At 68.3% G+C, this 12,331-nt stretch carries 10 protein-coding genes; 5 read left to right on the top strand and 5 right to left on the bottom strand.

The features are described 5' to 3' along the window. Positions 1–75: 75 nt before the first annotated feature. Positions 76–648, bottom strand: a complete 573-nt coding sequence (locus tag ABD768_RS31520) for a GNAT family N-acetyltransferase (RefSeq protein ID WP_343965444.1) — start codon at positions 646–648, stop codon at positions 76–78. A 54-nt stretch (positions 649–702) separates the two neighbouring features. Between ABD768_RS31520 and ABD768_RS31515 the strand changes: the two genes are divergently transcribed. After that, positions 703–1,785 (top strand): hypothetical protein, encoded by a 1,083-nt coding sequence (locus tag ABD768_RS31515; protein ID WP_344846667.1) that lies wholly within the window; start codon positions 703–705, stop codon positions 1,783–1,785. On the opposite strand, the gene ABD768_RS31510 is transcribed toward ABD768_RS31515, so the two are convergent. Both ABD768_RS31510 and ABD768_RS31505 read right to left on the bottom strand, forming a co-directional pair. After that, positions 1,786–3,840, bottom strand: a complete 2,055-nt coding sequence (locus ABD768_RS31510) for a HelD family protein (protein ID WP_344846665.1) — start codon at positions 3,838–3,840, stop codon at positions 1,786–1,788. A 147-nt stretch (positions 3,841–3,987) separates the two neighbouring features. After that, the gene (locus tag ABD768_RS31505; protein ID WP_344846663.1) at positions 3,988–4,410 is read right to left on the bottom strand and encodes a hypothetical protein; all 423 of its coding nucleotides are present in this window, start codon (positions 4,408–4,410) and stop codon (positions 3,988–3,990) included. Positions 4,411–4,487: 77 nt separating this feature from the next. Between ABD768_RS31505 and ABD768_RS31500 the strand changes: the two genes are divergently transcribed. Then, positions 4,488–5,846 (top strand): ABC transporter ATP-binding protein, encoded by a 1,359-nt coding sequence (locus ABD768_RS31500; RefSeq protein WP_344846661.1) that lies wholly within the window; start codon positions 4,488–4,490, stop codon positions 5,844–5,846. Positions 5,847–5,868: 22 nt separating this feature from the next. On the opposite strand, the gene ABD768_RS31495 is transcribed toward ABD768_RS31500, so the two are convergent. After that, positions 5,869–6,834: a LuxR C-terminal-related transcriptional regulator gene (locus tag ABD768_RS31495; RefSeq protein ID WP_343965454.1), complete on the bottom strand. Its 966-nt coding sequence runs from the start codon at positions 6,832–6,834 to the stop codon at positions 5,869–5,871. Positions 6,835–6,944: 110 nt separating this feature from the next. Here ABD768_RS31495 and ABD768_RS31490 point away from each other — a divergent pair, with 110 nt between their 5' ends. Next, complete coding sequence (locus tag ABD768_RS31490) at positions 6,945–8,066, top strand: beta propeller repeat protein (RefSeq protein WP_344846659.1); 1,122 nt, start codon at positions 6,945–6,947, stop codon at positions 8,064–8,066. Then, positions 8,063–9,964 carry a putative Ig domain-containing protein gene (locus ABD768_RS31485; protein WP_344846657.1) on the top strand — a complete coding sequence of 634 codons (1,902 nt, stop codon included), beginning with the start codon at positions 8,063–8,065 and terminating at the stop codon, positions 9,962–9,964. Before ABD768_RS31490 ends, ABD768_RS31485 begins: the two co-directional genes overlap by 4 nt. 85 nt (positions 9,965–10,049) lie before the next feature. Here ABD768_RS31485 and ABD768_RS31480 read toward each other — a convergent pair whose 3' ends face one another. Continuing rightward, positions 10,050–10,733 carry a FadR/GntR family transcriptional regulator gene (locus ABD768_RS31480; RefSeq protein WP_344846655.1) on the bottom strand — a complete coding sequence of 228 codons (684 nt, stop codon included), beginning with the start codon at positions 10,731–10,733 and terminating at the stop codon, positions 10,050–10,052. 319 nt (positions 10,734–11,052) lie between these two features. On the opposite strand from ABD768_RS31480, the gene ABD768_RS31475 reads away from it, so the two are divergent. Continuing rightward, complete coding sequence (locus ABD768_RS31475) at positions 11,053–12,234, top strand: MFS transporter (protein ID WP_344846653.1); 1,182 nt, start codon at positions 11,053–11,055, stop codon at positions 12,232–12,234. Positions 12,235–12,331: the final 97 nt, after the last annotated feature.

The following is a 12,331-nucleotide window of genomic DNA, read 5'->3' as shown; positions in this document are numbered from 1 at the left end:
GACGACCAGCAGTTTCCCTCAGTGAGTCATGCGCGGCAGGTCGTGTCAACGGTCGGCCGATCACGAACCCGTGCGCTACCGCAGGTCGATCCGCATCAGCACGCGGGGGTGGCCGGCCAGCGTCGAGGTGGTGTCGGCGACCTTGACGAACCCGGCGCGTTCGAAGTTCTTGCGGATACCGGCGTACGCCATCGTCAGGTCCACCTTGGCGTCGCCGCTGTCGAGTGGGTAGGCCTCGACGACGGGTGCGCCGTTCGTCCGGGCGAAGTCGACGGCGCCGTCGATCAGGATGCGGGACAGTCCGGATCCGCGGTGGCCGGGGCGGACGCGGATGCACCACAAGGACCAGACCGGTAGGTCGTCGACGTGCGGGATCCTCGTGGTGCGGGCGAACGAGGTGTCCGCGCGGGGCGCGATACCGGCCCAGCCGACCGGCTCGTCGCCGTCGTACGCGAGGACGCCGGGGGCCGGCTCCTTGCGGCAGAGCTCCGCGACGTACTCGCCGCGTTCCGGTCCGTGGAGCTGGTTGTTCAGTTTCGACGGGATCCGGTGGCTCAGGCACCAGCAGACGGTCGCGTCGGCACGCTTCGGCCCGATCAGGACCCGGACATCCTCGAAGACCGAAGCAGGCCGTACCTCGATACCCATCCGCTCACGATGGCACACCGCAGGTTCTGTCACCGTTCGCCCAGGACGGGGATCATGAACCACATGGACAGCCTGGTCGTACAGACCGCCATCGGACTCATCCTCGTCTTCGCCACCCTCTCCGCCGTGGTCTCGGTCTTCACCGAGGGAGCGGCCCGCTTCATGGGGCTGCGCGGCGAGTACCTGCTCCGCGGTATCCGTTCGCTGGTCGACGGCAAGAGCGAGTTCAAGCTCGGCTGGAAGGACCTCGTACGCCGTACCTCCGAAGCCCCCGTCGTGGCGCCCAACCAGCCGCAACCACCGGTCGGAACGAGCCCGCTGGTCACCCAGGTGATGAACCAGCCGATGGTCTCCCGGACGGCAGACAACGGAGTGGTGGCCCTCGACGCGGGCAACGCCAAGCTGAGCGCCAGGGACCGGCGCGAACTGCCTTCCTACGTGTCGGGCCGTGCCTTCGCCCGAGCCTTTCTCGACGTCATCGTCCCCGACCTGTCCGGCGCCACCACCCTCGATCAGGTCAAGGCCGAGATCGCCGGCTGGCCGAACGACAACCCGCTGAAGAAGACGCTGCTCGGTCTGGTCGCCGAGGCGAAGGGCGACCTGACGACGTTCCGGCAGAGTCTCGAGCAGTGGTACAACGACCACATGGACCGGGTGTCCGGCTGGTACAAACGCCATGTCCGCTGGATCTCCCTGACCGTGGCCGCCGTCCTGGTCGTCGTCTTCAACGTCAACGCCATCGGCATCACCCGCTCGCTCTACACCGACGAAGCCCTCCGCGAAACGGTCGTCAGCCAGGCCGCCGCGAACTCCGCCGAATGCAAGGCCGACGATGCCGGCGACTGCCTGAGCGACCTCCGCAAGGAGATCCAGAAGACCCGAGCGGCCGGCCTCCCCCTCGGCTGGGGAACGGTCTCCGCCTGTACCGCCCCGGGAGCTTCTTGCAACTGGCTGGAGAAGCGCGGACTGCTCGACCCCGACCACGGCGCCGGCCAGGACATCCAGGTCCTCCTGCTGGTCCTGCTCGGCTGGATCTTGATGATGCTGGCAACCATCCCCGGCGCCCGCTTCTGGTTCGACGCCCTGTCCCGCCTCGGAACCCTCCGCTCCACCGGCCCCAAACCGGCCAGCAAATAGCTACCCCAAGGACTCGGGTAGCGGTGTCGCGTGGACGACTCGCAAGGAGCTGACTGCGCGGGTCAGTACGACGTAGAGGCGTTGGAGGCCGCGGGGTTCGGCTGCCACGATCTCGGACGGTTCGGCGACGATGACCGAGTCGAACTCGAGTCCCTTGGCGAGGGTCGCCGGGACGCAGACGAGGCGGGTCGTGTCCATCTCGTCCTCGGTGGCGCCCAGTAGGGCGGGCTTGAGGCCGGCGGCGAGCAGGGCGTCGTACAGGGTGGTGACGCGGTCGTCGGCGGCGATCAGGGCGACGGAGCCTTCGGTGGTGAGGGCGGCCCGGCAGGAGGTGATCAGGGTTTCGGTGAAGGTCTGGTCGTCGGTCGCGATGACGGTGAGGGCATCGGCGATCGTGCGGACGCCGGTCGGGGTGCCCAGGGTCGGGGCGATCTGCGGGAGGAGTTTCGCGGCGAAGTCGATGATCTGTTCGGGGACGCGGAATCCCCGGTCGAGCTCGGCGATGACGGCGTCGGGCTTCTCGAGGTGAGCGAGTACCTGAGCCCAGGAGCCTGCTGCCCAAGGGGTTGTGGCCTGGGCGAGGTCGCCGAGGACGGTGGCGGAACCGGTTCGGCAGCGTCGGGACAGCGCGCGGAGTTGCATGGCTGAGAGGTCTTGGGCCTCGTCGAGGACCAGGTGGCCGAGGGAGCCGGAGTCGCGTTCGATCAGGTCGTTGAGCTCGTCGAGCAGGAGGGTGTCGGCCGCTGACCACTTCGCCGACTTCCACGAGCGGGCCGGCTTCTGCCAGAGCAAGGCAGCGCACTCGGCCGCTGTGAACTCCTCCCCAGCACATTGCGACAGGAAGTCCGCGTCGGAGAGCAGCCGATGCAGGACCTGCTCCGGTACGACCTTGGGCCAGACCGCGTCGAGCAATGCCTTCACCGGCTTCGACCGGGCCACGGCGTTCTGCACGCGATCATCCGGCGATTCGCCCCGCCGCTCCATCTGAACCAGTACTGCGTGCGCCACCCGCTGCGCCAGCGCATCCCGCCCCGGCGCGTACCGAGTCGACTCGCGCAGCGCCGAGACGATCTCCGCCAGCTCGTAGTCGTGCACCCGATACCGCTGGGATCCCTTGCTGTAAAGGATTCCCTCGGCCGGTACGCCGATGTGCGACCACAGCGCACGTCGCAGTACCAGCGCCATCCGCGCATCGCTCTTCAGCCGTGCCGCCTCGGCGTCGTCGACCGCCGTGGCCGGCTGGCTGATCAACTCGTCGATGGTGATCTGCCGGACGTCGACCTCGCCGAGCGCCGGCAGAACCTTGCGGATGTACGACAGGAACGACCGGTTCGGCCCCACGATCACGACGCCGCCCCGGCTCAACCGCTCCCGCTCGGTGTAGAGCAGGTAGGCGACGCGGTGCAGCCCGACAGCCGTCTTGCCGGTACCAGGCGCGCCCTGCACGCAGACGCTCGGATGCAGCGCGGCCCGAACCAGATCATCCTGCTCCGGCTGAATCGTCGCCACGATGTCACGCATCGGCCCAGTACGCGGCCGCTCGATCTCGGCCCGCAGGAACGCGTCGGCCTGGTCGGTCTCGACCGCCCCGATCAGCGACTCGTCCTCGAACCCGGTCAGCTCGGCATGATCGGAGAACCCGTACCGCCGCCGAAGCACCAGCCGCTGCCGATCGCTGCGGGTCGCCCGATAGAACGGCACCGACACCGGCGCCCGCCAGTCGATGACCAGCGGCACCCCACTGCCGTCGTGGACGTGCCGGCGGCCGATGTGGATCTGGTCCAGATCCTCGATCGTGCCGACCTCGTAGTCGAGCAGCCCGAAGAACAGCGGCACGTCCGGCAGATCGAGCAGCGCCTGCGTCCGCATCTTCTTCGCGCGCTCGTTCGCCTCGTTGGTGAAGCGCTCGTCGTTGTCCTCGCCCCCGATCAGCGGGACGTCGCGCTCCTCCACCTCCTGGTGCATCCGCGCCAGCGCGGCCTTGGCCTCGGCCAGGAAGACGCGCTCGGCCTCGAGCTCGGCGGTTGAGGCAGGGTTGAGTGTGGTTTCGGCCATGACAAGGAGCCTCGAATCATCGAATCGGACTGGTCGCGGTCAGAAGATCCCGCCCCGGAGATCCACCCGGTTCGATTCGATCCACCATCAAAAAGACAGGCCGGGGACGTTACCCAACCGGCCCGGTCCCCCGCAACTCGATTTCCGTCAGCCCTCGATCTCGGCCAGCCGCAGCTCCAGTAGCTGTTTGAGCGGCAGCGACTCGCCGTCCCGCGCACCCTGCCCGATGATGATCGGCGGATCGGACGGCACCACCCGTACGCCGAGCAGCCTGGCCTTCACGCTCGGCTGCATCCCCAGGATGTAGAAGTTGCCCTTGGCATCGACCCCGAGCGACTGGTTGCGCCGGAGGTACCAGCCGGTCACATCGGTCCGGTAGCTCGCGCCCGTCCCGACCACCGGAGCCCGCAGTGGCTGAGGTTCGATTCCCCGCGAATGCATCGTCGCGACGAACTCCGCCAGCAACTTACGGGCCTGCGCAGTCTCGTTGTCCTTACGGTGCTGGAGAGCTGCTGCTTGGGCCGCGGCAGCCTCTCTGCGGGCCTCTCGCCAAGTCTGCGGATCGTCCATCATGCAAGCGTATGCGCGGAGGTCTGGACAACGTGTGCGCGGGGCTGTGTACTCACCTCACCCCAACGGAGGTGGTGATGACAGCAATCCGGCTGGACTCGGTTTCGAAGACCTACGACGGCAAGTATCCCGCCGTGAACGACGTGTCACTGAACGTCGCGGACGGCGAGTTCATGGTGTTGCTCGGACCGTCGGGATGCGGCAAGACGACCCTGCTGCGAATGATCGCGGGGCTCGAGGAGATGAGCGCGGGAGAGGTCTGGTTCGGCCGGACGCTGGCCACCGACCTGTCCCCGAAAGATCGCGGCGTCGCGCTGGTTTTCCAAAACGGCGCGCTCTACCCGAACCGGACCGCGCGCGAGAACATCATGTTCCCGTTGCGGATGGCCGGCGACGACGTGACCGAGGCGAGCACGAAGGCGGCCGGGCTGGCAAGGATCCTGCGGATCGAGGGCGCGCTCGACCGGTTGCCGAGAACATTGTCCGGCGGCCAGCGTCAGCGCGTGGCGATCGGTCGTGCGATCGTGCGGCAACCGCAGATCTTCCTGATGGACGAGCCGTTGTCCAATCTCGACGCGACGCTGCGGACCGAGCTGCGCCAGGAGATCGGCGCGATGGCCCGCGATCTCAACGTCACCACGGTGTACGTCACCCACGACCAGATCGAGGCGCTCACCCTGGCCGACCGGATCACGGTCATGCGCGACGGCCGGATCGAGGACGTCGGTACTCCGGACCAGGTCTTCAACGACCCCGCGACCGCCTTCGCCGCCGGCTTCCTGGGCAGTCCCCGGATCAACCTGATGTCGGCCATCGTCCGGGTCACCGCGCACCACCGGGTCAGCCTCGACTTCGGCGCCCAGTCCATCCAGCTGCCGCCGATCGACCGCCGGTCGCTGATCCTGAGCAGCCACGACGGCGCCAAGGTGATCGTGGGCGCCCGCTCCGACGCCTTCACCGTCGCCGCGGCCGGTGGCGGCGAACCCGGTCACCTCTCCGGCAAGCTGCGGACCCTCGAGTTCCACGGCAACCAATGGATCGCGTTCATCGAGTGCGGCGTCGAGATGCTCAACCCCGACCTGGTCGGCGTCTCCCCCCGCCCCCGTACGCCGAAACGCCTCGCCTTCGCCGACGGTGGCCCGAGGACGCGGCATGCGGCTCCCCACATGTCCGGTCTCACCTCCCGCCTGTCGGGCTGGCGTTCCAAGGCCAGGACCCGCCTGGGCCGGGTCGAGGCGTCATCGATCGAGCCCGAGCCGACCGCCGCCGCGACCCACCGCCGCGCCGACCTGGTACTGGAGATCGACCCGAACGCCGGCCTGAAGACCGGCTCCAAAGTCCACCTCGCCGTCGACACCGCCCGGCTCCACATCTTCGACGAATCCGGCCGCCGCGTAGACCGAGTCACCCGCGATTCCGAGACCCGCACCCGGTGACCGCAGCCGCTGACCTCTGCCGCTAGCGCCAGCCGTGCCGAGCGGCCTGGAGTCCTGCCTGGAAGCGACTCGTCGCGCCCAACTGTTCCTGGACCTGCGCGATCCTCCGCCGCAGTGTCCGCCCGCTGACCCCCAGCTGCCGAGCGATCGCCTCATCCTTCATCCCACTCGCCAGCAGATTGATCAGCGAAGCAGCCGGGTCGACAGCATCCGACTCCGTCAGCCGCAACGGCGTCGCCTGCCCCCACAGCTGATCGAACAACACCTGCAGCGCATTGGTCAGCGCCGAATCAGTGACAACCACTGCCCGAGCCTGGGCCGGACTGGTCGGCTTGTCATCACCGGCCAGCGGCAAGATCGCCGTGGTGCCGTCGACGATCAGCAGCTTCAAGGGCACCTGAGGTAGTACCCGCGCCTGTTCACCCCGCTCCGCCATCGACGTCAGATGCGCCACCCACGCCGGGTGATCCAGTACTTCGGAAGCGTAGATCGACCGGAACCGCACCCCCCGGTCCAGCAGCGCCAACTCGGCACTCGACACCTGGTGGCTGCCGTCCGCAACGTAGGGCGGCGTATCGGTCCCCACCGCCTGCTCAGTTGCCCCACGCAACATGTCCTCGATCCGCGCCTCGATCGCCTCCCGCCCGACCGCGATCTCGATCAGCCGGCTCGGCTCGGCCCGCAACTGTCCCGCGCTGAACTCGCGCGCCAGCTGATCGGTCATCGCCGCGACCCCGTCGAGCGCCGCCCGCCGCTCCCGCACCAGCATCCCGACCCCGGACCGCGGATCCACCGGTGCCGGCGCCTCCTCCGAGCCACCGCGTACCAACCCCACCCCAACCAGCCGAGCCACCGCCGCCTCAACCGTTGCCACCGGCACCCCGAGCGCCTCGCCATGCTGCGCGACCGCCACCCCCGGCTCCCGCAGCAATTGCCGATACAAATCTGCGTCGAACCCGCTCAACCCCACTGCTTCCCAATCAGCCACTCAAGCAGCCTAGATGGCCACAATCGGCGCTTGGCCGGAATGGGCGCCGAACGGGCCGGGACAAGGCTTACCGTGTGCGGTGGCAGTCGTCTAGGTCCGAGGAGTGAACAGTGCGTCTGTATGTTGGCCGTTCCGCGATTGCGCTGGCTGGGGCGATCGCGACCGCATTACTCGTGAGCTCGGGAGCGAGCGTGGCGACCGCGCAACAGCCCGCGGCCCCGAAGTTCGCGCCGCAGTCCATCGTCTGGCCGACCCCGAACGACGGCTACCTGCTCGGCAGTTGCGGCAACGCGAGCTGCTTGGCGGAAGTACAGGCGACTCACGATGGCGGCAAGACGTGGGCCAAGGCAGGCACGACGCACAACCCGCTCGCGATGAGCGGCGAGCCGGGGCTGACCAGCCTCCAGTTCGCCAACACGAAGTTCGGCTGGGCATACGATCCGTACCTCGAGGTCACCAAGGACAGCGGCAGAACCTGGACGAAGGTCGCGGTGCCTGGCGGCGACGCCAAGGTGCTGCAGTTGCTCGCGGCACCCGACGGTACCTACGTCGTGACCTCGGGCTGCGCGATCGGCACCGGCATCTGCGACGACCGGCCGCTCAAGGTCTGGCGCGCCCCCGCCGGGAAATCCACCGGCTGGCAGCAGGTCAAGGTCGACGTGGCCGCCGATGACAACGTGCTCCTCGCTGCACAGGGCTCGACGGTTTACTTGCTCACGGCATCCTTCACGGCCCCCAACAAGCTCACCACACTGCGCGACGGCAAGGTCCAGGCGACCAGCACGCTGACCTGCGCGGATGCCGAGGACGCGATCGTCACCGACCTCGCGACCAACGGGCCGAACCGGCTCTTCGCCCTCTGCATCGCCCACTACGGCCGCGGCCAGTCGGAGAAGACCGTCATGGTCTCCGGCGACGGCGGCAAGACCTTCCGGTACGACGCTGTGCCCGGCACTCTCGGCCTGGGCAGCCAACTCGCCGTGAACGCGGACGGCGCGGTCATGCTGACCACCGTCACCGCGAGCCTCGTCTACAACCGCCCGGCGCTCACCAAGTCCTGGCGCTACGACCAGAGCTGGCTGGAGAACAGCGAACACATCCACGACCTCGTCTGGCAGTCGCCGACCACCGCTTGGCTGGTCGAACGCGACGCCGCCTACACCCCCGATACCCAGCTCTGGGTGACCCGCGACGCAGGCAAGACCTGGCAGAAGACAGGAGTACACCAGTGACCGCCCTGCGCCGATTGGCGATTCCCCTGGCCCTGCTCATGGTCGGCGGCACGAGCATGGTCGCTTCCGCCGAGGTCACCGAGTCCCCGAAGGTGGTGGCCAGCTGCGACCAGAAGGTCGAGCCCGGCTACTTCACTTGCTTCGCGCAACGACGGGCCGACCTCGGCTTCCGCGCTCGCGCAGCCGGTGCGCCGCAAGGCTACGGCCCAACCGACTTGGCTTCGGCGTACAAGTTGCCAAGTGCAACAGCAGGCAAGGGCCAGCGCATCTACATCGTCGACGCCTACGACGACCCGACCGCCGAGTCCGACCTGGCCGTCTACCGCAAGCAGTTCGGGCTGCCGGCCTGTACTACGGACAACGGCTGCTTCCAGAAGCTCAACCAGAACGGCGAGACCAGCCCGCTGCCGGCCCCGTCGTCCTCCTGGTCGGGCGAGATCTCGCTGGACCTCGACATGGTCTCGGCCGTCTGCCCGAACTGCGGCATCACCCTGATCGAGGCCGACTCTCCGAGCAACGACCTCCTGGCCGCGGTGAAGACCGCTGAGAAGCTGGGTGCGAAGTTCGTCTCGCTGAGCTGGGGCGGCCCCGAGTCGGGCAACCTGCCAGAGCTCGACAAGCAGTACTTCAACACCAACGGCATCGTCTACGCCGCCTCCACCGGCGACTACGACTACGAGGCCGGTACCTCCTATCCGGCAAGCTCGGCGGCGACCACGGCCATCGGCGGTACGACGCTGACCAAGACCGACTCCGGCCGCGGCTGGTCCGAAACCGTCTGGAACAACGAACCAGGCCACGGCACCGGCTCCGGCTGCTCCGCCGAGATCACCAAGCCAACCTGGCAAGCCGTCATCCCAGCAGCCACCTGCCCGAAGCGCGCCATCGCCGACGTCTCCGCAGTCGCCGACCCCGCGACAGGAGTGGCCGTCTACCAGACCACCGGCGGCAACGGCTGGGCCGTGTACGGCGGTACCAGCGCGGCCGCGCCGATCATCGCCGCGACCTATGCCCTCGCCGGCGACCCCTCCCCCACTTCGCAGCCTGCCAGCTACCCCTACGCCGGCACCGCCGATCTCAATGACGTTGTCGAAGGCAACAACGGCGAGTGCAAGCCGGCTCCGCTCTGTACTGCGCAACCCGGCTGGGACGGCCCGACCGGCCTCGGTACGCCGAACGGCCTCGGCTCACTCACGTCACCGACCAAGGCCAACCGCATCACGGTCAACACGCCGGCCCAGCAATTCAGCTCCGTCGGCACCCCGGTCGTGCTCCACGTCCGGGCGACCGATTCGGGCGGACGTCCGGTCCGCCTCACCGCGACGGACCTCCCCGACGGTCTGCGCCTCAACGCGATCACCGGCCTCATCTACGGCGTACCGAGCAAGCCCGGCACGCACTCGACGACGGTCACCGCGACCGATTCGACCGGGGCGCGCGGCAACACGGTGATCAGCTGGGTCGTCAGCACCCACAAGGGAGCCGTCGTCAACGGCGACTTCGAGGCCGGTACCGGCGGGTGGACCCAGTCCGCCGACGTGATCCGCTCCGATGGCCAGTACAGCAACGCCGGACTCGGCTACGCGATGCTGGGCGGGTATGGCGCAGTCCAGTCGGACATGTTGAGCCAGCAGGTCGTCGTACCGACCACAGGCCGACCGCAGTTGCGCTTCGCCGCACGCATCACCGGCGGCGACAAGGCCGACTCCCTCAAGCTGACCATCAACGGCAAGACGGCCCGCACCCTGACCGGCGCCCAGTCCACCTCGCGGTACGTCACCCAATCACTAGACCTCACGCCGTACCGAGGCCGCACCGTCACCCTGTCCTGGACGAGCACCGAGAACGACACAACCCCAACCTCGTTCCTCCTCGACGACATAGCAATCACCCGCTGAGGCTGGGGCGACATCAGGGTCAGCCGGCCCGACGCTGGGACGACATCAGGATCAGCCGGCCCGAGGCTGCCGGCCGAGGCCGGGATCAGTCGCCGGTGGCTGACTGCTTGACCGAGTCGATCAGTGCGTATGACGCCTGGGCGGCGGTCTCGGGATTTCCATCCCGGATCGCCGCCACCAAGGCGTGGTGGGCGTCGCGGACGCGGGGGTCCTCGGGGATCGTCGCGGTCTCGTGGATCGACGCTGTCAGCACTTCGGCGACAGCGTCGTACAGGCGAAGCAACAGCGGGTTGCCACTCGCCTCGACGATGCCCCGATGGAACGACGCATCCGCGGCGACATAGCCGTCTAGATCGCCCGCCTCGTGCGCACTTCTCCGCGCGACGAGTGCCGCCTCCAAGGCAGCGAGACCTTGCCCGGTGTGATGCAACGCAGCCAGCCGGGCGGCCGCACCCTCGATGCCGGCGCGTGCGTCGAGGACATGCGTCAACGTCGCCGACAACTCGTCGCGGACCAGTACGCCGCTGATCTCGTTGGTCGCGCGCACGTACGTACCGTCACCAACCCGCGGCTCGAGCAGCCCGGTCAGGCTGAGCGACCGCAACGCCTCACGCACCGTCCCGCGGCTCACCCCCAGCTCCCCAGCCAGCTGGTTCTCCCCCGGAATCTTCGCCCCGACCGGCCAAGCACCACCCTCGATCAGGGCCCGAAACTGCTCTGAGACCTGCATCACCAACGGAGCCTGCCGTACCGGTCCACTCAATCCCATGGTTAGAGTGTAAATGTCGGACATTTAATCGGTCGAGCCAGCGAGGTGGACCGTGACAGGGGCGTGGACCGTGGATCGTGACAGGGACCGTGGACCGTGGCAGGGCCCGTGGGTCGTGTCAGTGAGATGCGGGGCGTGGCAGTGAGACGGGGCACCGGTCGTGGCAGTGAGACGGGGCATGGCAGTGAGACGGGTCGTGTCAATGAGATGCGGGGCGTGGCAGTGAGACGGGGCACCGGTCGTGGCAGTGAGACGGGTCGTGTCAATGAGATGCGGGGCGTGGCAGTGAGATGCGGGTCGTGGCAGTGACGTCGTGGCGGTGACCACCGGAGCGGTGACTGCCCGGCGGAGTTCCTTGATCGCCGCGAGCGTCTTCCTCGTCGCGCTCTGCCTGCGCCCGGCCATCACCGCGGTCGGCCCTCTCCTGCCACAGATCGGCCTGGACGAAGGCCTCGGCGAAGGAGCCCTCGGCGTGCTCGGCGCGCTCCCGCTCGTCGCCTTCGGCCTCGCCTCTCCCCTGGTCCATCGCCTCTCGAAGTGGCTCGGCATGGAGCGCGCCGTCTTCGTCTCACTGCTCGTACTGGCCGCCGGCAGCGTCCTCCGCTCCTACACCGGATCCGTCGGCCTATGGCTGGGAACCCTCGTGATCGGCGCCTCGATCGCGGTCGGCAACGTCCTCGTACCGGTCCTGATCAAACGCGACTACGCCGGCCACGTCTCCCGCGCGATGAGCATCTACACCGCCTTCATCACCGGCGGCGCCGCCCTCGCGTCAGCGATCGCCGTACCGGTCGCCGCCGGCTCCAACTGGCGCCTAGCTCTGGCAATCTGGGGCGGCCTCGCGCTGGTCGTCGCCTTGATCCGAATCCCAGCCCACTCGAGCTCCGCCCCGCTCCCCGCCGAGCCAGCCGACGACAACACGCCCCTGGTGAGCGTCTGGCGGCAACCGATGGCCTGGCTCGTCACCGCCTACATGGGCCTGCAGTCGACGAGCTTCTACGTCTTCGTCACCTGGCTGCCTACGATCGAGCTCTCACACGGCTTCTCCGAGCAGGCCGCCGGCATCCACCTGTTCCTCTTCCAGGGCTTCGGCCTGGTGGGCGGCCTAGCCATCCCCTGGCTGATGCGCAACCCGCGCAGCCAGCGCGCCGGCGCCGTCACCGCCAGCATCCCGATCGTCGTCGCGCTCCTCGGCCTGCTCCTGGCGCCGAAGCTAGTCATCGCCTGGGCAATCATCGGCGGCCTAGGCCAAGGCGCCGCACTGGTAGCAGCCCTCTCCCTGATCAGCATCCGGGGCCGCAGCCATCACGAAACCACCCAACTCTCCGGCATGGCCCAATCCATCGGCTACCTCCTGGCCGCCACCGGCCCCGCCCTAGCCGGCTACCTCACCGAACTAACCACCACCTGGACCACCACCCTCATCGTCTTCACCACCCTCGCCACCCTCCAAATCCTCATCGGCGCCACCGCCGGCCAAGACACCCGCCCCACGCCGTAACCACCCCACCCCACCAACCAACCCACCATCCACCCAGCCCACCCCAGCCCGACCACCCCACCCCAGCCTGACCACCCCACCCCAGCCTGACCACCCC

It is taken from the genome of Kribbella ginsengisoli, assembly GCF_039537185.1.
GTDB classification, from domain to species: Bacteria; Actinomycetota; Actinomycetes; order Propionibacteriales; family Kribbellaceae; genus Kribbella; species Kribbella koreensis.
This window is presented reverse-complemented; position numbering and strand designations above follow the sequence as displayed.